General features: G+C 59.8%; 23 protein-coding genes and 1 riboswitch. Of the genes, 18 read left to right on the top strand and 5 right to left on the bottom strand.

Annotated elements, in window-relative coordinates; all coding sequences use genetic code 11:
* Positions 1-197: 197 nt before the first annotated feature.
* The 3 genes from hda (at position 198) to ACIOZM_RS22895 (ending at position 2,505) form a co-directional block, all read left to right on the top strand.
* Positions 198-902 (top strand): DnaA regulatory inactivator Hda, encoded by a 705-nt coding sequence (gene hda, locus ACIOZM_RS22905; protein WP_401217583.1) that lies wholly within the window; start codon positions 198-200, stop codon positions 900-902.
* 226 nt (positions 903-1,128) lie between these two features.
* The gene (locus ACIOZM_RS22900) at positions 1,129-1,746 is read left to right on the top strand and encodes a C40 family peptidase (protein WP_401217580.1); all 618 of its coding nucleotides are present in this window, start codon (positions 1,129-1,131) and stop codon (positions 1,744-1,746) included.
* 222 nt (positions 1,747-1,968) lie between these two features.
* Positions 1,969-2,505, top strand: a complete 537-nt coding sequence (locus ACIOZM_RS22895) for a C40 family peptidase (RefSeq protein ID WP_401217578.1) — start codon at positions 1,969-1,971, stop codon at positions 2,503-2,505.
* Positions 2,506-2,639: 134 nt separating this feature from the next.
* On the opposite strand, the gene ACIOZM_RS22890 is transcribed toward ACIOZM_RS22895, so the two are convergent.
* Positions 2,640-3,953, bottom strand: a complete 1,314-nt coding sequence (locus ACIOZM_RS22890) for a PQQ-dependent sugar dehydrogenase (protein WP_401217575.1) — start codon at positions 3,951-3,953, stop codon at positions 2,640-2,642.
* A gap of 66 nt (positions 3,954-4,019) precedes the next feature.
* Positions 4,020-4,604 carry a hypothetical protein gene (locus ACIOZM_RS22885; RefSeq protein ID WP_401217573.1) on the bottom strand — a complete coding sequence of 195 codons (585 nt, stop codon included), beginning with the start codon at positions 4,602-4,604 and terminating at the stop codon, positions 4,020-4,022.
* 162 nt (positions 4,605-4,766) lie between these two features.
* Positions 4,767-4,998, top strand: a riboswitch (cobalamin riboswitch).
* An 80-nt stretch (positions 4,999-5,078) separates the two neighbouring features.
* Here ACIOZM_RS22885 and cobO point away from each other — a divergent pair.
* From cobO to ACIOZM_RS22815, 14 genes are all read left to right on the top strand, one after another.
* The gene (cobO, locus tag ACIOZM_RS22880; RefSeq protein WP_007950401.1) at positions 5,079-5,690 is read left to right on the top strand and encodes a cob(I)yrinic acid a,c-diamide adenosyltransferase; all 612 of its coding nucleotides are present in this window, start codon (positions 5,079-5,081) and stop codon (positions 5,688-5,690) included.
* Positions 5,687-7,138 (top strand): cobyrinate a,c-diamide synthase, encoded by a 1,452-nt coding sequence (locus tag ACIOZM_RS22875; RefSeq protein WP_401217571.1) that lies wholly within the window; start codon positions 5,687-5,689, stop codon positions 7,136-7,138. The genes cobO and ACIOZM_RS22875 overlap by 4 nt, the downstream gene beginning before the upstream one ends.
* A complete protein-coding gene (gene bluB, locus ACIOZM_RS22870) occupies positions 7,135-7,785 on the top strand; it encodes a 5,6-dimethylbenzimidazole synthase (protein WP_401217568.1) in 651 nt (216 codons plus the stop codon). The genes ACIOZM_RS22875 and bluB overlap by 4 nt, the downstream gene beginning before the upstream one ends.
* Positions 7,782-8,690 (top strand): adenosylcobinamide-phosphate synthase CbiB, encoded by a 909-nt coding sequence (gene cbiB / locus ACIOZM_RS22865; protein WP_401217565.1) that lies wholly within the window; start codon positions 7,782-7,784, stop codon positions 8,688-8,690. Before bluB ends, cbiB begins: the two co-directional genes overlap by 4 nt.
* Positions 8,683-9,675, top strand: a complete 993-nt coding sequence (gene cobD, locus ACIOZM_RS22860) for a threonine-phosphate decarboxylase CobD (RefSeq protein WP_401217562.1) — start codon at positions 8,683-8,685, stop codon at positions 9,673-9,675. The genes cbiB and cobD overlap by 8 nt, the downstream gene beginning before the upstream one ends.
* Positions 9,672-11,123 (top strand): cobyric acid synthase, encoded by a 1,452-nt coding sequence (locus tag ACIOZM_RS22855; RefSeq protein WP_401217559.1) that lies wholly within the window; start codon positions 9,672-9,674, stop codon positions 11,121-11,123. Before cobD ends, ACIOZM_RS22855 begins: the two co-directional genes overlap by 4 nt.
* 116 nt (positions 11,124-11,239) lie before the next feature.
* Positions 11,240-11,761 carry a bifunctional adenosylcobinamide kinase/adenosylcobinamide-phosphate guanylyltransferase gene (cobU, locus tag ACIOZM_RS22850; RefSeq protein ID WP_401217556.1) on the top strand — a complete coding sequence of 174 codons (522 nt, stop codon included), beginning with the start codon at positions 11,240-11,242 and terminating at the stop codon, positions 11,759-11,761.
* The gene (gene cobT, locus ACIOZM_RS22845) at positions 11,758-12,813 is read left to right on the top strand and encodes a nicotinate-nucleotide--dimethylbenzimidazole phosphoribosyltransferase (protein ID WP_401217554.1); all 1,056 of its coding nucleotides are present in this window, start codon (positions 11,758-11,760) and stop codon (positions 12,811-12,813) included. Before cobU ends, cobT begins: the two co-directional genes overlap by 4 nt.
* A complete protein-coding gene (gene cobC, locus ACIOZM_RS22840) occupies positions 12,810-13,385 on the top strand; it encodes an alpha-ribazole phosphatase family protein (protein WP_401217551.1) in 576 nt (191 codons plus the stop codon). Before cobT ends, cobC begins: the two co-directional genes overlap by 4 nt.
* A 1-nt stretch (position 13,386) precedes the next feature.
* Positions 13,387-14,121: an adenosylcobinamide-GDP ribazoletransferase gene (locus ACIOZM_RS22835; protein ID WP_401217548.1), complete on the top strand. Its 735-nt coding sequence runs from the start codon at positions 13,387-13,389 to the stop codon at positions 14,119-14,121.
* 198 nt (positions 14,122-14,319) lie between these two features.
* Positions 14,320-14,724 (top strand): MarR family winged helix-turn-helix transcriptional regulator, encoded by a 405-nt coding sequence (locus ACIOZM_RS22830; RefSeq protein WP_401217545.1) that lies wholly within the window; start codon positions 14,320-14,322, stop codon positions 14,722-14,724.
* Positions 14,725-14,776: 52 nt separating this feature from the next.
* A complete protein-coding gene (locus ACIOZM_RS22825) occupies positions 14,777-15,985 on the top strand; it encodes an MFS transporter (RefSeq protein ID WP_401217542.1) in 1,209 nt (402 codons plus the stop codon).
* Entirely contained in the window at positions 15,982-16,107 is a 126-nt protein-coding gene (locus ACIOZM_RS22820; RefSeq protein WP_401217539.1) for a hypothetical protein, read from the top strand. The genes ACIOZM_RS22825 and ACIOZM_RS22820 overlap by 4 nt, the downstream gene beginning before the upstream one ends.
* A gap of 53 nt (positions 16,108-16,160) precedes the next feature.
* Entirely contained in the window at positions 16,161-16,721 is a 561-nt protein-coding gene (locus ACIOZM_RS22815; RefSeq protein ID WP_401217536.1) for a glutathione peroxidase, read from the top strand.
* Positions 16,722-16,913: 192 nt separating this feature from the next.
* Here ACIOZM_RS22815 and ACIOZM_RS22810 read toward each other — a convergent pair whose 3' ends face one another.
* The 3 genes from ACIOZM_RS22810 to ACIOZM_RS22800 all read right to left on the bottom strand — a co-directional run bounded on the left by ACIOZM_RS22810 (position 16,914) and on the right by ACIOZM_RS22800 (position 19,313).
* Positions 16,914-18,185 carry an OmpP1/FadL family transporter gene (locus ACIOZM_RS22810; RefSeq protein WP_401217533.1) on the bottom strand — a complete coding sequence of 424 codons (1,272 nt, stop codon included), beginning with the start codon at positions 18,183-18,185 and terminating at the stop codon, positions 16,914-16,916.
* Between the two features lie 147 nt (positions 18,186-18,332).
* Positions 18,333-18,815, bottom strand: coding sequence for a hypothetical protein (locus tag ACIOZM_RS22805; protein WP_401217530.1), 483 nt, complete (start codon positions 18,813-18,815; stop codon positions 18,333-18,335).
* Positions 18,816-19,088: 273 nt separating this feature from the next.
* On the bottom strand, positions 19,089-19,313 hold the full coding sequence (locus ACIOZM_RS22800; RefSeq protein WP_186748349.1) for a hypothetical protein: 225 nt from the start codon (positions 19,311-19,313) through the stop codon (positions 19,089-19,091).
* Between the two features lie 975 nt (positions 19,314-20,288).
* Here ACIOZM_RS22800 and ACIOZM_RS22795 point away from each other — a divergent pair.
* Positions 20,289-20,612: a sel1 repeat family protein gene (locus ACIOZM_RS22795; protein WP_401217527.1), complete on the top strand. Its 324-nt coding sequence runs from the start codon at positions 20,289-20,291 to the stop codon at positions 20,610-20,612.
* Positions 20,613-20,651 lie beyond the last annotated feature (39 nt).

The following is a 20,651-nucleotide window of genomic DNA, read 5'->3' as shown; positions in this document are numbered from 1 at the left end:
GTTCACCGGGTTGGCCCGTGTTTTGCGGGCGTAACGGTTGCAGCAGCGTCAGAGAAACTGTCATAAAACCAGTGCGTTAACGCAAACCTTTGATTTTGCTTGGGGTCTGTTGCATTGTGCGCTTCGCTTCACGGGTATAAACTTCGCAAACTTTACACAGAGGCCACTAACGGTTCCTTGAGAACTGTTCAGTCAGCATGAAACCGATTCAGCTGCCCCTAGGTGTGCGTCTGCGTGACGACGCCACCTTTATCAACTACTACCCAGGCGCCAATGCCGCTGCACTCGGCTATGTCGAGCGCCTATGCGAAGCCGACGCCGGGTGGACCGAAAGTCTGATCTATCTGTGGGGCAAGAACGGCGTAGGGCGTACGCATCTGTTGCAGGCAGCCTGCCTGCGCTTCGAACAGATGGGTGAAGCGGCGGTGTATCTGCCGCTGGCCGAATTGATGGATCGCGGTATCGAAATCCTCGACAACCTTGAACAGTACGAACTGGTTTGTCTCGATGACTTGCACGCCGTAGCGGGCAAGGCTGATTGGGAAGAGGCGCTGTTTCATCTGTTCAATCGACTGCGTGACAGCGGTCGGCGTCTGCTGATCGCAGCCTCCACCTCGCCACGCGAGCTGCCGGTAAAACTGGCTGACTTGAAATCGCGCCTGACCCTGGCGTTGATTTTCCAGATGCGTCCTCTCTCCGATGAAGACAAACTGCGTGCCTTGCAATTGCGCGCATCGCGTCGTGGTCTGCACCTGACCGATGAAGTCGGACATTTTATTTTGACTCGCGGCACCCGCAGCATGAGTGCACTGTTCGATCTGCTCGAACAGCTCGATCAGGCCTCCTTGCAGGCTCAGCGCAAGCTGACAATTCCCTTCCTCAAAGAAACTCTCGGCTGGTAGCAAACGTCCTGAAACTGCGGCTTGTAGCGGGTTTCGGCATATTTCAGGCGCCAGAAAATCCGCTTTCCTGCACGCTGTGCAGGCCGCGTATCGATTCAAATGGGCTTAAGCGCTTAGATGTAAACGAGAAACCGGGAAGTCACAAAAAGATCGATTGAATTTGCAAATGAGGTTGATAGCGGGCATAGTCTCGGCTTCTTTACAACTATCAGCCACGGTCGTGCCCATGCTAAAGCGCTTCGCACCCCTCGTGCCTCTCGCACTTGTCACCCTGTTGTACGGTTGCGCTGCTCACTCTCCAGTCCAAGAGCAGCAACAACAGGCTAAAAATTCTGCTACTGCCCAGTCTTCCGTTATTTACCAGGAAGAGCTGGCAACCGAAAAAGAACTGGCCGATTTCAACGGCAGCAAGCCTTACCAGCTTCCAGTTCTGGCCGACAGCATCCTCGAACGCGGCATGTCTCTGATCGGTACCCGTTACCGTTTCGGCGGTACCTCTGAAGCCGGTTTCGATTGCAGCGGTTTCATCGGCTACCTGTTTCGTGAAGAGGCCGGCATGAATCTGCCGCGCTCCACCCGCGAAATGATCAACGTTGATGCGCCGCTGGTAGCGCGCAGCAACCTTGAGCCGGGCGATCTGCTGTTCTTCGCCACCAATGGTCGTCGCGGTCGTGTAAGCCACGCCGGGATCTACCTGGGTGACAACCAGTTCATTCACTCCAGCAGTCGTCGCAGCGGCGGTGTTCGCATCGACAACCTGGGTGACAGCTACTGGAGCAAGAGCTTCATCGAAGCCAAGCGCGCACTTGCCAACGCGCCGACTGTAGTCACCGCTCGCAAGTAATTTCCCCCGTTGTCGCTGCCTTCGTGGCGACAAAACGGGTTCCGGCAACGGAGTAGACACAGACTTTACAGGGTGAAGTTAAAGTCTTACTTGAAGTTTGCCGCGTAGCCGCTAGAATCTTGAATCTATATTGATGGCAAACCGCCTGCGTACCCACGCAGGCGGTTTTGTTTTCTGTCCTTCCGGCAGAAAAAGCCGCAGCCAGATCAGGATGTTCTGCTAATGACGATGTCGGCCCGCCTCACATTGATGTTCTTCGCAGCGCTGCTCAGCGCCTGCGCCAGTCGCACGCCACCGCCAGCGCCGGTGGTTCGCGCTCCCGTGGTGTTCGGTTCCTCCCAGGCTTTTTCTCCCGCCGCTGAAGATGTGCTGTTCCGCGCACTCGGTCTGGTGGGCACGCCTTATCGCTGGGGCGGCAACACGCCGGACTCGGGTTTTGATTGCAGCGGCCTGATCGGTTTTGTTTACCGTGACGCTGCCGGCATCAACCTGCCGCGCTCCACACGCGAGCTGATCGTCATGCAGGCACCGAATGTCGGCAAGGAAGGCTTGCAGACCGGCGATCTGATCTTCTTCGCCACCAATGGCGGCTCTCAGGTCAGTCATGCGGGAATCTACGTCGGGGAAGGGCGCTTCGTGCATGCGCCGGCTACCGGCGGCACGGTGAAGTTGGACAGTCTGTCGAAGGCGTATTGGCAGAAGGCTTATCTGAGTGCGAAGCGGGTGTTGCAGCCGGAGCATCTGGCGCATAACCCTTAGTCAAGCTTACATCGAACCCTGTGGGAGCGGGCTTGCCCGCGATGGCGGTGGGTCAGTCAATATAAGTGCTGGCTGAACCGGCCTCATCGCGGGCAAGCCCGCTCCCACAGGAATTGCATTTAACAGCTAGATATTCACTTCGTGGACGACACTCGCCACACCTTGTTCCCCACGTCATCCGCCACCAGCAAATCCCCTTGCTGGTCGATCACCACGCCTACCGGGCGACCCAGCGCGTTCTCATCCTTGTCGAGGAATCCGGTCAACACATCCACCGGTTGCCCATTCGGCTTGCCTGCTGCAAACGGCACGAAAATCACTTTATAACCACTGTGCGGTTTACGGTTCCAAGAGCCGTGCTGGCCAATGAATGCGCCTTCCTTGAACTGCGCCGGCAGCGAATTACCCTCGGCGAACGTAAGGCCCAGCGATGCCGTATGCGGGCCGACCGCGTAGTCCGGCGCGATGGCTTTGGCCACCAGATCCAGATTCTGCGGATTTACCCGCACATCAACATGCTGGCCGTAATAGCTGAAGGGCCAGCCATAGAACGCGCCATCCTTGACCGAGGTGATGTAATCCGGCACCAGGTCGCTGCCGATTTCATCGCGCTCGTTGACCGCTGTCCACAGCGCGCCGCTGGTGGGTTCCCAGGCCAGGCCATTGGGATTGCGGATGCCCGAGGCGAAGATCCGGTGATTGCCGGTTGCCCGGTCCACTTCCCAAATGGCGGCGCGACCTTGTTCTGCTTCCAGACCATTTTCGCCAACGTTACTGTTCGAGCCGACGGTGACGTAAAGCTTGCTGCCGTCCTTGCTGGCAATGACGTTTTTCGTCCAGTGGTGATTGATGGTGCCGCCCGGCAGGTCGGTGACCTTGATCGGTTGCGTCTTGATCTCGGTCGCGCCGGGTTCATAGTGAAAGCGCAACAAGCGGTCAGTGTCGGCGACATACAAGTCATTGCCGACCAGGGTCATGCCGAACGGTGAGTTGAGGTTTTGCAGAAACACTGTGCGTGTTTCGGCCACGCCGTCGTGATCGGCATCGCGCAGCAAGGTGATGCGATTGGCACTCGGCACGCCGGCCCCGGCCTTGCCCATGACTTTCTTCATCACCCAGCCACGAATGCCGCTGCTGTCGTCGGGTTTCGGCGGGGCGTTGGTTTCCGCCACCAACACGTCGCCATTGGGCAGCACATAGAGCCAGCGCGGGTGATCAAGGCCTTCGGCGAATGCGGCGACTTGGGTGCCTGCCGCTGCGGTCGGTTTGCCGCCCTCGGGCCAGCCGATCGCCGGAGCAATGTTCACCGTCGGGATCAGCGTTTTGTTCGGTTCGGGCAACTTGGGTGACGGGCCGGTGCCGTCGGAGACTTGCAGGCTGGAGGATTCACCACAGGCGGCGAGCCCTCCGGCGAGGGCGATGACGAAAACGAGCTGGGGCTTGCGCATTACTGATCTTCCCTATGAATGCATTCCTAATCATAGAGGACCACGCAAGCCCGATGGTTCAACTGCTCAACCGCGCGCCTCTTTGAACAGTACGGCGATGCCCGGGTGATAGTTGCCCGCTTCACTGCGCAATTTGCGGTAGGCGTAGGGGAAGTACCAGGCGACGGCGCAGGTGTGTTCCTTTTGCAGGTCGTCGACCATGTCTTGCAGCTCTTCCGGGCTGGCGCTGTGTTGAGCCTTTTGCGGCGCGACGAACAGGCAACCGAGCTTGAGATCACTGGCGAAGCTGATGCGTTTGGCGTCGCTGGTGATGTCCAGCAGCGCTTGGGTCAGGTTCAGGTTGTTGACCCGTGGCCAGCGCTGCGTGGCCTGAATGAATGCGCGATCCTCGCTGCCGGCGAGAAACAGGTCGGCGCGCACGTTGCGCTCGCCGTCTTCATTCTGTTTGCGGGTGGCAGTCTGTTCCAGCGTCACCAGTTCGGCCATCCATGCCGCCGCCGAGAGCAAGCCGAGGTTGGCTTTTTCGTCGTGCCAGTAAGGCGTGTCGCTGTCGCCGCGCACGGCGTTGTAACGGTCAATACAGTCAAACCAGCGTTCAAGCACCGGGCGCAGGAATTCCAGGCGCGGATTGCTGATGATCATGCCTTGCATCGTAATCATCCTTATTGTTGTGATGTGCTTTTCAGATAAAGCATGGCTCTTTGATATCACTTGTAACAGTGTGGCACAAGATTGGCGTCAGATAATTGATCGGCGGCAGTTATTCGCCCGATGGCCGCCTCTTTAATTGACGCTCCACCCCCAACCCTCTAACCTTCGCGGCTTGTTTCAGGTGCTCTGTGACCCACGTCGACAGAGTGAAACAGGGAAGCCGGTGAGGGTTGTCTTCAGGCGAAGAACAATCACGATCCCGGCGCTGCCCCCGCAACGGTAAATGAGTGAAAACTGCGCATCTAGCCACTGTGTCGAAAGACCCGGGAAGGCGCGCAGACTGGCGAATCGCCGCTCATGAGCCCGGAGACCGGCCTGATCCATCCAGCGGCATCACGGTGGGCGATGCCAGGCTTTTTGCCGTCTATTCTTGTGCCTGCCCGCCGTTATCCAGCCTCAACGGAGAGCTCCCCCATGACTGATTCCCCCGAGCGTGACGAACGCCATCTGGCGCGTATGCAGCGCAAAAAAGCCGTGATCGACGAACGCATCGCCAATTCGCCTGACGAGTGCGGCCTGGTGCTGGTGCTGACCGGCAATGGCAAAGGCAAAAGCAGTTCGGCGTTCGGCATGCTCGCCCGCGCCATGGGCCACGGCATGCAGTGCGGTGTGGTGCAGTTCATCAAGGGCCGCAACAGCACTGGCGAAGAACTGTTCTTCCGCCGCTTTCCCGAGCAGGTGCGTTTTCATGTGATGGGCGAGGGCTTCACCTGGGAAACCCAGGATCGCCAGCGTGATATCGCCGCCGCCGAAGCCGCGTGGGAAGTGTCTCGCGAACTGTTGCGTGACCCGTCGATCGGTCTGGTGGTGCTGGATGAATTGAACATCGCCCTAAAGCACGGCTACCTCGATCTCGATCAGGTGCTCAGTGACTTGCAGGCGCGTCCGCCGATGCAGCATGTGATCGTCACCGGTCGTGCGGCCAAACCGGAAATGATCGAGATGGGCGATACGGTCACCGAGATGGGCATGATCAAACACGCCTTCCAGGCTGGCATCAAAGCGCAGAAAGGCGTCGAACTTTGAATCAACCACGTCACTGCCCGGCGGTACTGATCGCCGCGCCGGCCTCCGGTCAGGGCAAGACCACCGTCACCGCAGCATTGGCCCGATTGCACCGCAATCAGGGGCGCAAGGTTCGCGTCTTCAAATGCGGGCCGGATTTTCTCGATCCGATGATTCTCGAGCGCGCCAGCGGTGCGCCGGTCTATCAGTTGGATATGTGGATGGTCGGCGAGCAGGAAAGCCGTCGCCTGTTGTGGGAAGCCGCAGGCGAAGCAGACCTGATCCTGATCGAAGGCGTGATGGGTTTGTTCGACGGCACGCCGTCGAGCGCCGATCTGGCGCGGCATTTTGGTGTGCCGGTGCTCGGCGTGATTGACGGCACTGCCATGGCGCAGACTTTTGGTGCCTTGGCGCTGGGGCTGGCGCGTTATCAGCCGGACTTGCCGTTCGCCGGAGTCCTGGCCAATCGCGTCGGCACGTTGCGTCATGCGCAACTGCTCGAAGGCAGCCTTACCGAAGGTTTGCGCTGGTACGGCGCACTGTCGCGGGAAACCGGGATCGAACTGCCGAGCCGCCATCTTGGCCTGGTCCAGGCCAGTGAACTGAACGACCTCGACGTGCGCCTCGATGCCGCTGCCGAAGCCTTGGCCAGCAGTTGCGAGGTAGCGCTGCCACCGGCGGTGGAATTCGCCGCGCCGGACGTACTCGTCGCCGAGCCATTGCTGGCCGGCGTGCGCATCGCCGTTGCCCGTGATGAAGCGTTTGCCTTCACCTACGGCGCCAGTCTCGATTTGCTGCGGGCGATGGGCGCCGAATTGAGCTTCTTCTCGCCGATCCGCGATACGCAATTGCCTGACGCCGACAGTCTGTATCTGCCCGGTGGTTACCCGGAATTGCATCATGTTGCGTTGGCGCAGAACACCTCAATGATCGATGCGATTCGTGCGCATCACGCCGCTGGCAAACCGTTGCTCGCGGAATGTGGCGGCATGCTTTATCTGCTCGATTCGTTGATTGATGTTGAGGGCACTCGTGCCGAACTGGTCGGCTTGCTGAGCGGCGATGCGGTGATGCAGAAACGTCTGGCGGCGCTGGCGCTGCAAGCGGTGGATTTGCCGGAAGGCTCGTTGCGCGGTCATACCTATCACCATTCGCTGACCACCACCGAACTGACGCCGATTGCCCGGGGCCTGAGCCCGAATGGTGGGCGTGGGGCGGAGGCGGTTTATCGGGATGGGCGGATGACGGCTTCCTATGTTCACTTCTATTTCCCGTCGAATCCTGTGGCTGTCGCGGCACTGTTTGCACCTGGATCCACAATTGCTATCGCTAGCAGGCTAGCTCCCACAGTGGGCGATGTCGGGTCTGAAGAAATCCAATCCCCTGTGGGAAAAGGCAGCCTGGTTGCGGCATTGCCTGAAGAAACCGTACCCCCTGTGGGAGCTGGCTTGCCAGCGATGGGGCCATGACAGACAACGCATTCTCCGAGACTGAACGCCAAGCCGTTTACCGCGCCATCGCCGAACGCCGCGACATGCGCCACTTCACCGGCGGCACCGTCGAGCCCGAGCTGCTGCGCCGCCTGCTGGAAGCCGCGCATCAGGCGCCAAGCGTTGGCCTGATGCAGCCATGGCGCTTCATCCGCATCAGCGACCGTGCGCTGCGCGGGCAGATCCGCAATCTGGTGGAAGAAGAACGCATCCGCACCGCCGAAGCCCTCGGCGAGCGCAGCGATGAGTTCATGAAGCTCAAGGTCGAAGGCATCAACGACTGCGCCGAAGTCTTGGTCGCAGCGCTGATGGATGATCGTGAAAAACATATTTTCGGCCGCCGCACGCTGCCGGAAATGGACATGGCCTCGCTGTCCTGCGCAATTCAAAACCTGTGGCTGGCCTCGCGTGCCGAAGGATTGGGTATGGGCTGGGTCTCGCTGTTCGAGCCGCAAGCACTGGCCGACCTGCTGAAACTGCCGGCCGGGGCCAAGCCGTTGGCAGTGTTGTGTCTGGGCCCGGTCAAGGAATTCTATCCGGCGCCGATGCTGGTACTCGAAGGGTGGGCGCAGGCGCGTCCGCTCAATGAGTTGCTGTATGAAAATTATTGGGGAGTGAGTCAATGAGTGTGGCGTTGTTGAGTGTCGCCGCGGTCGCGCTGGATGCGCTGCTGGGTGAACCGAAACGCTGGCATCCGCTGGTGGCGTTCGGCCGTTTTGCCGGACGCATCGAGCAACGTTTCAATGGTGGTGGTCGCGGCTGGCGTAGCCACGGGGTCACCGCGTGGGTGATCGCGGTTGTGCCGCTGACCCTGCTGGCCACCGCACTTTCGTGGGCGCCATACGTGGGCTGGGTGGTCGAGATTCTCGCGCTGTATTGCGCCCTCGGTATGCGCAGTCTCGGCGAACATGTCGAGCCGGTGGCCAAGGCCCTGCGCGGCGACGATCTCGAAGAAGCACGCAAGCGCGTCGGTTATCTGGTCAGCCGGCAGACCGATGAACTGGACAGCACTGCGGTCGCCCGCGCCGCCACCGAATCGGTTCTGGAGAACGGTAGCGATGCAGTGTTTGCCGCGCTGTTCTGGTTTGTCGTGGCCGGCGCGCCCGGCGTGGTCCTCTATCGCCTGAGCAACACACTTGACGCGATGTGGGGCTATCGCAACGAACGCTTCGAGCGTTTCGGCTGGGCGGCGGCGAAAATCGACGACGTCCTCAACTACATTCCTGCGCGTCTGGTGGCGTTGACCTACGCGCTGCTCGGCAAGACCCGACTCGCTCTGAAGTGCTGGCGTACGCAGGCGCCGAAATGGGACAGCCCCAACGCCGGTCCGGTGATGGCGGCAGGCGCCGGCGCGCTGGGTGTGGAACTGGGTGGCCCGGCGATCTATCACGGCGAACTGCATGAGCGTCCGCAACTCGGTGAAGGCGCACCTGCCGATGCCGACTCCATCGACCGTGGCTGGCAATTGGTCCAGCGCGGGGTATGGTTATGGCTGCTGATTCTCTGCGTGGGGGCTGAATTCTATGCTTGAGCACGGTGGCCGGTTGCGCAAGGCTGCACTCGATTACGGGATCGCCGAAGCCGATTGGCTAGACCTGTCCAGCGGTCTGGCGCCGTGGCCGTTTCCCGTGCCGCCGATTCCGTTGCGCGCCTGGGCGCGTCTGCCGGAAACCGATGACGGTCTGGAACAGGCCGCGTGCGATTACTACGGTGCAACGCAGGTGCTGCCGGTGGCCGGTTCGCAAATGGCCATTCAGTTGCTGCCGCGTTTGCGTCGCGCCGGCAAGGTTGGTGTGCTGTCACCGTGTTATGCCGAGCATGCCGAAGCCTGGCGCCGCAGCGGTTACATCGTGCGCGAAGTGCTGGAGCAGGAAGTCGAGTTCTTTCTCGACAGCCTTGACGTGCTGGTGGTGGTCAATCCGAACAACCCGACCGGCCTGAGTCTGACCCCGGCGAAGCTGCTCGACTGGCATGCGCGACTGGCCCAGCGCGGCGGTTGGCTGGTGGTCGACGAAGCGTTCATGGACAACACCCCGCACCTGAGTCTGGCGCCGTATGCCAATCAGGTCGGGCTGATCATTCTGCGTTCGTTCGGCAAGTTCTTCGGCCTGGCCGGTGTGCGTCTGGGCTTCGTGCTGGCCGAGCGCAAGTTGCTCAAACTGCTCGCCGAACAGGTCGGTCCGTGGGCGGTCAGCGGGCCGACGCGGGTATTGGGTCAAGCCTGTCTGCAAGACACCGAAGGCCACACCCGGCAACGCGTTCGCAGCGACGAGGCCAGCGAACGCCTGGCGCTGTTGCTCGAGCGCTACGGTTTTAAACCGCAAGGCGGTTGCGCGCTGTTTCAGTGGCTGATCACTGAACACGCGCAAACGCTGCATGACTTTCTGGCCCGGCGCGGCATCCTCGTACGCATCTTCACGCATAACAGCAGTGTGCGTTTCGGACTGCCGGCCGATGCGGCCGAAGAGTCCCGTCTGGAAAAAGCGCTAGAAGCGTTTTTCAAGGAATACCAATGACCACGCTGATGGTGCAGGGCACCACTTCCGATGCCGGTAAAAGCACGCTGGTGACGGCGTTATGCCGCTGGGCGACCCGTCAGGGCGTCGCGGTGGTGCCGTTCAAGCCGCAGAACATGGCGCTCAACAGCGCGGTGACCGCGGATGGCGGCGAGATCGGTCGCGCCCAGGCCGTGCAGGCGCAAGCGGCGAACCTTGAGCCGCACACCGACATGAATCCGGTACTGCTCAAGCCGAATAGTGATACCGGCGCGCAGGTCATCATCCATGGCCGTGCGGTCACCAGCATGAACGCCGTCGCTTATCACGATTACAAAGCCATCGCGATGCAAGCGGTGCTGGCCTCGCATCAGCGCCTCAGCGCCGCGTATCCACTGGTGATGGTCGAAGGCGCAGGCTCGCCGGCCGAGATTAATCTGCGTGCCGGCGATATCGCCAACATGGGTTTCGCCGAAGCGGTGGATTGCCCGGTGTTGCTGATTGCCGACATCAATCGCGGTGGAGTTTTCGCCCATTTGGTCGGCACGCTGGAACTGCTTTCGCCGAGTGAGCAGGCGCGGGTCAAGGGCTTCATCATCAACCGTTTTCGTGGCGACATCGCCTTGCTGCAACCGGGCCTCGACTGGCTGGAACAGCGTACCGGCAAACCGGTGGTTGGCGTGTTGCCCTATGTGATGGATCTGCATCTGGAAGCCGAGGACGGCATCGATCAGCGCCAGACCGACAAGGCCGAGCGAGTGTTGAAAGTGCTGGTGCCGGTGTTGCCGCGCATCAGCAATCACACCGACTTCGATCCGTTGCGTCTGCATCCTCAGGTCGATCTGCAATTCGTCGGCCCGGGGCAGGCGATTCCTGCGGCGGACCTGATCATCCTGCCGGGTTCGAAAAGCGTACGCAGCGACTTGGCTTATTTACGCGCCAATGGCTGGGACACCGCCATCAGCCGACATTTGCGCTATGGCGGCAAAGTGCTGGGGATTTGCGGCGGTCTGCAAATGCTCGGCGAGCAGGTGCACGATCCGCTGGGTCTGGAAGGTGCGCCCGGTTCCAGTGCCGGACTGGGTTTGCTTGCGTTTGAGACCAGGCTCGAAGCCGAGAAGCAATTGCGCAATGTGCGCGGGCGTCTGGCGCTGGAAGAGGCTGAGGTCAGCGGTTATGAAATCCATGCGGGCGTGACCACTGGCCCGGCGCTGGAAAACCCTGCTGTGCGGCTGGATGACGGGCGCTGTGACGGTGCGCAAAGTCTGGATGGACAGATTTTCGGCACGTATCTGCATGGCTTGTTCGAGTCGCCGGCAGCCAGTGCGGCGCTGTTGCGCTGGGCGGGCTTGAGTGATGTGCAGGAAGTGGATTACCACGGGTTGCGCGAGCGCGATATCGAGCGGCTGGCGGATCTGGTGGAGACGCATCTGGATACTGATCTGTTGCGTCAGCTCTGTGGGATTTGAGGTGAATGCATCGCGAGCAGGCTCACTCCTACAAGGGATTGTTCGCGATCAACTGTAGGAGTGAGCCTGCTCGCGATGGCTGAAATCGGCACACCGCCAATTTGAAGGAATGAACCATGCTCCAACTGATCCTCGGCGGCGCCCGCTCCGGCAAAAGTCGGCTGGCAGAAAAACTCGCCAGCGACAGCCATCTGGCCGTGACCTACATCGCTACCAGCCAACCGCTGGACGGTGAAATGAGCGATCGCGTCGCCCATCACCGCGCCCGCCGTCCTGTCGAATGGGCACTCATCGAAGAGCCGCTGCAACTGGCCCGCGTCCTGCGTGAGAACGCCAGTGCCGAGCGCTGCCTGCTGGTGGATTGCCTGACCCTGTGGCTGACCAATCTGCTGATGCTCGATGACGCCGGACGCCTCGCTGCCGAACGCGAAGCTTTGCTCGACTGCCTGGCGTCATTGCCAGGGGAAATCATTTTTGTCAGCAACGAGACCGGAATGGGTGTCGTACCGCTGGGCGAATTGACTCGCCGCTATGTCGATGAAGCCGGTTGGCTGCATCAAGCTCTGGCTGAGCGCTGTCAGCGAGTCGTCCTGACCGTCGCCGGCCTGCCCCTGACTCTGAAAGGATCTGCGCTATGACTCAAACCTGGTGGCTGAACCCGTGCAAACCGGTCGATGCAGATGCCGTTGCACAAGCAGCGGCGCGTCAACAACAACTGACCAAACCGGCCGGCTCTCTTGGTCGCCTGGAAGCGGTGGCGGTGCAACTCGCCGGTTTGCAGGGGCAGGTCAAGCCGCAGCTAAGTCAGCTGTGGATCGCGATTTTTGCCGGTGACCATGGCGTGGTGGCTGAAGGGGTTTCGGCATTCCCGCAGGAAGTTACCGGGCAGATGCTGCTCAACTTCGTCAGCGGCGGCGCGGCGATCAGTGTGTTGGCGCGACAGCTCGGTGCAGAGCTGGAAGTGGTCGATCTCGGTACCGTGACGCCGACCCTGAACTTGCCGGGTGTACGCCATCTGAACATCGGCCCAGGCACGGCGAACTTCGTCAAAGGCGCAGCGATGACTCAGGCGCAGGGCGAACTCGCCTTGCAGGCCGGTCGCGACAGCGTACTGCGGGCGAAAGCCGCCGGTGCGCAGTTGTTCATCGGTGGCGAAATGGGCATCGGCAACACCACCGCCGCCAGTGCATTGGCCTGTGCCTTGCTCGATTGCCCGGTGCTGCATCTGACCGGCCCGGGCACCGGACTGAATGCCGAGGGCGTCAGCCACAAGGCGCAAGTAATCGAACGTGCGTTGGCGTTGCATGCCGCGCAGCGCGGTGATGCGCTGCAAACCCTGTTCAACCTCGGCGGTTTCGAAATCGCGGCACTGGTTGGCGCCTATCTGGCCTGTGCCCAGGAAGGCGTCGCGGTGCTGGTGGATGGTTTTATCTGCACCGTCGCGGCGTTGGTTGCCGTGCGTTTGAATCCGGCCTGCCGCGAGTGGCTGTTGTTCGGCCATCGTGGTGCCGAGCCGGGTCATCGGCATGTGCTCGAAGCCCTCGGCGCCGAGCCGTTGCTGGAACTCGGTCTGCGTCTGGGTGAGGGCAGTGGTGCGGCGCTGGCGGTGCCGTTGTTGCGTCTGGCGTGCGATCTGCACGGGCAGATGGCGACGTTCGCTGAAGCCGCAGTGGCGGATCGTCCGGCATGACGTTGCGCCTGGATCTGCTGCGTCACGGTGAGACCGAATTGGGTGCTGGCCTGCGCGGCAGTCTCGACGATGCGCTCACCGAAAAAGGCTGGACGCAGATGCGTGACGCGGTGGTCGCGGGTGGGCCGTGGGATCGCTTGATCAGTTCGCCGTTGCAGCGTTGTGCGCGGTTTGCCGCCGAGCTGGGCGACAAGTTGAATCTGTCGGTGCATCTGGACAAGGATCTGCAAGAGCTGCATTTCGGTGCCTGGGAAGGGCAGAGCGCGGCGGCGTTAATGGAAACTGACGCCGAAGCGTTAGGGCTGTTCTGGGCTGATCCGTACGGGTTTACGCCACCGCAGGGCGAGCCGGTCAGCGACTTTTCCGTGCGGGTGCTCGCCGCTGTCGCGCGTTTGCATCAGGCGTATGCCGGAGAGCGAGTGTTGTTGATCAGTCATGGCGGGGTCATGCGTCTGTTACTGGCACAGGCACGAGGGTTGCCGCGTGAGCAACTGCTTAACGTCGAAGTCGGCCATGGTGCGTTGTTCGGGCTGACGGTCGAGGCCGATGGTTTGCTCAAGGAGCGTTGCTGAAATGTTGCCGCTGTGGATCGCCCTGCAATTTCTCAGCAGTCTGCCGATTCGTCTGTCGGGGATGCCGGCGCCGGAACAACTCGGGCGCTCGTTGCTGTTTTATCCGCTGGTGGGCTTGCTGTTCGGGGTGATTCTCTGGGCGTTGAATCTGCTGCTGTCCGGCGCGCCATTGCTGTTGCATGCCGCGTTGTTGCTGACGGTTTGGGTGTTGCTCAGCGGCGCGCTGCATCTTGATGGTCTGGCGGACAGCGCTGACGCCTGGCTCGGCGGTTTTGGTGATCGCGAGCGTACGCTGACGATCATGAAAGATCCGCGCAGCGGGCCGATTGCCGTGGTGACATTGGCGTTGGTGTTGTTGCTCAAGTTCACCGCACTGGTGGCGTTGATCGAGCAACAGCAAGGGCTGGCGCTGATCATCGTGCCGCTGATCGGGCGTGCGGCGTTGCTCGCGGTGTTTTTGACGACGCCGTACGTGCGGCCCGGCGGATTGGGTCAGGCATTGGCCGATCATCTGCCGCGCAAGGCTGGATGGCGGGTGCTGGCGTTGAGCGCGTTGGGTTGTCTGCTGATTGCTGGATTCCAGGCGATTGTTGCGCTGGTTGTCGCGTTCGGGGTGTTTGTCTGGTTGCGGCAGGTGATGGTGCGGCGGTTGGGCGGGACTACAGGCGATACGGCGGGGGCGTTGCTGGAGTTGCTGGAAGTGGCGGTGCTGGTGGGGTTGGTGCTGGCCAGATAGAGCGTCGTTGAATGTTCTGGCGTCTTCGCTGGCAAGCCAGCTCCCACAGGTATTCAGGGCGTTTGCAGATTTTGTGAACACTTGCAGAAACTGTGGGAGCTGGCTTGCCAGCGATGGCGGTGTGTCAGGCGCCACAAACCTTATTGATAAACTCATGTGTAACTTGATTTAACACAGTCGCGGGTATATACACGCATCATGCTTACTTCTCAGTGTTTGTGTACCAACCTGCGTCGCGCCGCTCGTGGCGTCAGCAGGCATTACGACGGCGCTCTCGATGGCTTCGGGATCAACGTTGCCCAGTATTCTTTGCTGTGCAATCTGCAGCGTCTGGATCAGCCGAGCATTTCCGAACTGGCCGAAGCCATGGGCCTCGATCGCAGCACGCTGGGGCGTAATCTGCGGGTGCTGGAAGGCGAAGGGCTGGTGGCGCTGGCCGAGGGCGAAGACATGCGCAACCGCATCGTCAGGCTCACCGAGACTGGTGCGCAACGTCTGGCAGCGGCGCTGCCGGCCTGGGAAGCGGCGCAACAGCGGTTGATCGACCGACTGGGCGCCGAGAAGCGTGAAACCTTGCTGAGACTCTTGGACGAACTGGCCTGAGGCCGGTTTTTCCGACATTAAGCGGGTATATACCCGCGTGCGGAGAATAACAATGACATCGATGTGGCGTACGTGCGGTTGGGTGTTGCTGGGAAGTGCGCTGATTCTGGCATTGTCATTGGGCGTGCGGCACGGCTTCGGTCTGTTCCTGTCGCCGATGAGTGCACAGTTCGGCTGGGGCCGTGAGGTGTTCGCCTTCGCGATTGCCTTGCAGAACCTGATCTGGGGCCTGGCGCAGCCGTTTACCGGCGCATTGGCCGACCGTTTCGGCGCGGCAAAAGTGGTGCTGATTGGTGGTGTGCTGTACGCCGTAGGTCTGGTGTGCATGGGCTTGTCGGACTCGGCCGTCACGTTGTCCCTGAGTGCGGGTTTGCTGATCGGCATCGGTCTGTCCGGGACTTCGTTCTCAGTGATTCTTGGCGTGGTTGGCCGCGCTGTGCCGCCAGAGAAACGCAGTATGGGCATGGGCATCGCCAGTGCCGCCGGTTCTTTCGGTCAGTTTGCGATGTTGCCGGGCACGCTGGGTTTGATTGGCTGGCTCGGCTGGTCGGCGGCGTTGCTGGTGCTGGGCCTGTTGGTGGCTCTGATCGTGCCGCTGGTGAGCATGCTCAAGGACAAACCGCTGCCGGTGCTCGGCCATGAGCAGACGTTGTCGGAAGCGCTGCGCGAAGCCTGTTCGCATTCCGGTTTCTGGCTGCTGGCCTTCGGTTTTTTCGTCTGCGGATTTCAAGTGGTGTTTATCGGCGTGCACTTGCCGGCCTATCTGGTCGATCAGCATCTGCCTGCCAGCGTCGGTACTACGGTGCTGGCGCTGATCGGGCTGTTCAATATCTTCGGCACTTATACCGCTGGCTGGCTCGGCGGACGCATGTCCAAACCACGCTTGTTGACCGGTCTGTATCTGTTGCGGGCGGTGGTGATCGGGCTGTTCCTCTGGCTGCCGGTCACTACGACGTCGGCCTATGTGTTCGGTATGGCGATGGGCTTCTTATGGCTGTCGACGGTACCGTTGACCAACGGCACCGTGGCGACCTTGTTCGGCGTGCGAAATCTGTCCATGCTCGGTGGCATCGTGTTCCTGTTCCATCAGCTCGGATCGTTCCTTGGCGGCTGGCTGGGCGGGGTGGTGTATGACCGAACCGGGAGTTATGACTTGATCTGGCAAGTGGCGATTCTCTTGAGTCTGCTGGCGGCGGCGTTGAACTGGCCGGTGCGCGAGCGTCCGGTGGCGCGTCTGCAAGCCGCTGCGAGCCCTGCATGAGTCGCATCTGGCCGCAAATCGTCCTCAGCGTACTTGGCGCCGCTTTGCTGGCGCTGGTCTGTTGGGGCTGGCATCAGGGCGGCCTGGCGTTGATGCAGTTGGGCATGGGCGCTTGCTTGTAGGCTTTGATGGCGAGTAACGTCGGGGTCTGATGACTTCTCAAGGATGCCCCGACATGCTGATGCGCTGGTGTGCTGTTCCCGCGTTGCTGATGGCGTTGACCGGACTGGCCCAGGCCGCAGATTGTCCGGAAGTGTTGCAAGGCTCGCTGCCGAAATTGCGCGCCAAGGAATCCGTCGATCTTTGCCAGCGCTATGCCGGCAAACCGCTAGTGGTGGTCAATACCGCGAGCTTTTGTGGTTTTGCTCCGCAATTCGAAGGCCTTGAAGCCCTCAATCAGCACTACAAGGCACAAGGGATGGAAATGCTCGGCGTGCCATCGAATGACTTCAAGCAAGAGTCCAAGGACAGCGCCGAGACCGCCAAGGTCTGCTACGCCAACTACGGCGTGACCTTCACCATGACCGAGCCGCAGAAAGTCCGTGGTTCTGACGCAACCCACCTGTTTCAGGTACTGGCGAAGCAGAGCAGTGCGCCGAAGTGGAATTTCTACAAATACGTGATCGACCGTCAGGGCAATGTCGTCGCCAATTTTTCCAGCCTGACCAAACCTGATGATCCGGAGTTTATCGCGGCCATCGAGAAGGCCATCGCCTCGAAACCCCTCAACCCATAAAGATGCCTGCCCTTGCGATATCCCTGTAGGAGCTGCGGCACGCTGCGATCTTTTGATCCTGATCTAAAAAGTCAAAAGATCGCAGCGTGCCGCAGCTCCTACAAGGGTCAAAAGACAGGTACAAAAAAGCCCCGCTCTCTTTGCAGAGGCGGGGCTTTTTGGTGGGCGAGGGGTTAGCCTCGCCACTCAACATCAGAAGCGGTAGGTCGCACCGACACCGAAACCGTTTGCCGAGTTTTCATACTTGGAATCGTAGGTCTGGCCGCGATCGTTTTCGTTGCGGATGTTGACTGCCTCTTCCTTCAAGTACGAGTAAGCAACGTCGATGGTCAGGTCTTCGGTTGGGCTCCAGCCGGCACCGACGCTGAAAATCGTACGGTCGCCGGTAGGGATGCGTGGCGAACGGTCGACGTTGTTGGTCGGCGACTGGTCGAAGCTCAGACCGGTGCGCAGTACCCATTCCTTGTTCAACTGGTAGGAAGTACCGATGGCGTAAGCCCAGGTGTCATGCCAGTTCTGTTCTTCGGTGATCTGGCCAAACTGGCCGGCCAACAGAGGCTGTACGCCGGAGTTGTTGACGGTGATTTTTTCCAGTTGGCTCCAACGGGTCCAGGTGGTACCGGCATAGGCGGTCCACTTGTCGTTGAGCACTTGAGTCACCGAGAAGTCCACGGATTCAGGCGTGGTGATCTTCAGCGAAGCGTCGTACTTCTGGTTGGCGCCCAGACCGACTGCGGCGAGTGCGCCGTAATTGACCTTGGTGTTGCCTTCCAGCTTGTAGTCGACTTTCGAGTGGTAAGTCAGACCCAGGCGAGTGGTGTCGGTCGCTTGTACCAGTACGCCGACGTTATAGCCCAGTGCAGTGTCGTCACCCTTGATCTTGACCTTGCCGTCCGGCGCAGCCTGGGTGATCGACAGGTTCGATTCCAGCGTACCGTCGATGCGGTTGATGGTAGGACCGAAGCCGATCGACACGACGTCGTTGAACTTGTAGCTGACGGTCGGCTGGAAGGTGATGACTTGTACTTCGGACTTGCTGCCGAAATAACGGCCGGCAAAGCCGCTTTCGTAGTCGGTAATCAGACCGAACGGTACATACACGCCCAGACCGAATGCCCAGTGTTCGTCGATCGGTTTGACGTAGAAGCCCATAGGTACGGAGGTGAAGGGCACCATGTCGCCTTTGTTGCTGCCGCCGTTAGGGCTGGAGCTGGCGTCGCTGATATCGGTTTTTGCGTCGAGAAACGCAACACCACCGGTGACTTGTTCGCGCGTGATGCGCGACATGCCGGCAGGGTTGCCATAAACAGTGCTTGCGTCGTCGGCAGAAGAAGAGCGCCCTGCGTAACCAGTCCCCATCCCGCTAATGCTGTGTTCGTTGATGGCAAAGCCAGCTGCGAAAATCTGGGTGGATGCCATGGCAACGGCGAGGCTAATGGTGGATTTGAGCATTACTTTTTTCATTATTAGAACTCCTGGTGATCACCGGGGCGAAAATTACCAAGATTTTCGTCCCAGCGCTATAGTCCGTATAGCTTGAGTTAGAGCGGTTTTGTAGGACAATTCGACAATGTTCCTGACCTGTTGGACGATCTTTGCAAAACTGCCGGGTCAGCATGCGACCTGATTCAGTGGTGAAACACAGGTTTGCCATGCATAAGTGAAATCGCGCAGGCGACCCTGAGGCTGAAATGTCTGGCGCCAGATTCTGGCCATGCCCAGCAGATCATCGGCGTCGGGGAGGGGCGTGTTCTGTTCTTCAATCAGCAGCCAGGCAATAGCGGTGGCGTAACGCAGATTGACGGTCAATTCGAGGTGCGGTCCGCTGAGAAAGGCATGCTGGCTGGCGAGGCCGCGAACCAGGCTGGCGCGTTCCGGATCGAGCGCCAGGTAGTGATCCCAAAGTGCCTGATGGCGTTGCTCGGCAATCCGGTAGAGGCCGTGGCCACGGCGGTCATGCAGGGCGGAACCGAGGGCTGACTGGCTGGCGGCGACGCCCAGCAACAGGGATTCGGCAGTTGCGCAGTGGCGTCCCAGATAAATCAGTGTGGGACGGATCACGTAGCGGCACAGTTCGCTGGCAGCGATACCCATAAAGCCCTCGATTTCTTGTAATGGTGGGCGAAACCTGAAGGGGCTTGGCAGCAGTGGATCGAGTCAGGTTCGCCGCAAGCGGATCAAGCCGCTTGAGTTGAAGTGTAGTGTCATCTTGGTGATGTAAAGGCCTGTTTTTAAAATATTTCCGGCCGGGAGAGAAAATCGTTATATCGGAAGGTGCTTAAGCGCGAACGGTTAAAAGTGAAACATCGGGCAATAAAAAGCCCCGCTTGATTGGCGGGGCTTTGGGTTTTGCAGCCTTTTCGGCTTTCAGGCAACCAGTGCCTGACGGGTGCGATCGATCACGGCCTGCAGCGGTTCAGCGCTGGAGTATTGATCGGGGTACAAACGCTCGCTGTGGCGGGCGATCCCGTGTTCGTTGACGATAGTGAAGCTGAAGCAGCCTTTGCGAGCGGCCATGATCAGGCAGTTCATTGGAGCAAAAGCGTTGGTTAGGGTGCGAATGGCATCCTGAGTCTGGATTTGAGTAGACATAGTTATTAGGTGTTCCTACAAATGACACGGATAAGAACCGTGCAACGTTAAAACGTTCCAGTAACGACGACCACCATTGGTCGAACGAAGAACCCGACTGGAACAAAGCAGCCAGTTTGAAGCGCTGATAAGTTGGCGCGCTTGGGCTGGCAGGTAGGTACTTAGGAGGGCAGGCAACACATCAAGGGCAAAGGTTCTGGGCCCGGGGTGAAGATCCTGATCAATTTGCAGGTTGGTTCGGTCAGAGTAAGTGTTCTTCGCAACACCCTTTGCATTCGATTCAAAGGCTGTGTTGACGCAAGATTTACCTGGAAACCATCTAGAGGTCGCTCCCGCTTTGTCGGTGCAGGCTTCTCTTGGAGAAGTGACCGAGGGGGAGATGTTCGACCGGAATTGACTTTCAGCTTGGTACTAACGCCGCGGATACTAACGGAACGGAATCTGTAATGCAAACCCTCAGCTGAAATAGTTTGCTCAAGCCTTCCGGTGTGTCCCCTTAATCCGCTACAGCTCAACCTGAACCGCCCCGAATTGGTTCAGGTTTCGACCACCGGTCGCGTCAGCCATCGGAACCCGAACAGCCTCCGGAGCTGGTTATCCCCAGACGAGCTGTGAAAACGACCCGAAAAAGCGCATCGATATAACCGGGTAACAGGTACTTGTGCACATTAGTTGCGCAAGCTGTCACGGCACTGTCATATCGATCCTGACCCTGATGGCTGCCTGCAACGAAAGTTTAAGTCAATGAAAAACATCGGTTTTTTTTGTTGGTGAAAAAATCGTCAGTTTGACTGCGAGCCCCATTCCACAAGGGTTTGCGCGAGTTCAAGGGCGGTTGTCCACTGACTTATCCACAGCTTCTGTGGATTGTCCCGAGCGCTTGCTCTAGCACGGGCGTGCCGGGTTTTTTTAGACTTTACCTGTAGGAAAAAGAGAGTAGAGTGGCGCGCCTTCCGATCTGCCCCACAGTGCTTTATGAAGTTTCGCTCAGTATCAGACTCTGTTACCGCTACTCCCTCCAGTGTTACCTCTCCCAAGCGTTTTTCCGTGCGAGTGGCTGAATGGCTGCTGGATACTCCGCGCCTGGGCGATAGCCAAAATGCCAAGCACCTTGCCGGCCGCCTGCTCAAGCAGCCCGCTCGCGAAGGCGTGGTGGTTGCGCAAAGTCGCCTCGGTCAGTTGATGTGCCGTGAGTGCGGCAACGCCCGGGATCGCCGGATCGGCCAGGACCTGCTGCGTCAGGCTGCGCGCGCCGGTGACCTGCGTGCGCAACAGGAACTCGGTCTGCTCGAAGACTGAGCTGTCCAAGACCTGATGCCTTGGTTAACCTTCAGGCTT

Origin of the sequence: Pseudomonas sp. NPDC087346, assembly GCF_044744235.1 — a bacterium.
GTDB lineage: Bacteria > Pseudomonadota > Gammaproteobacteria > Pseudomonadales > Pseudomonadaceae > Aquipseudomonas.
Note: the sequence above shows the minus strand (reverse complement) of the source record. Positions and strands in the feature narration are given on the sequence as shown.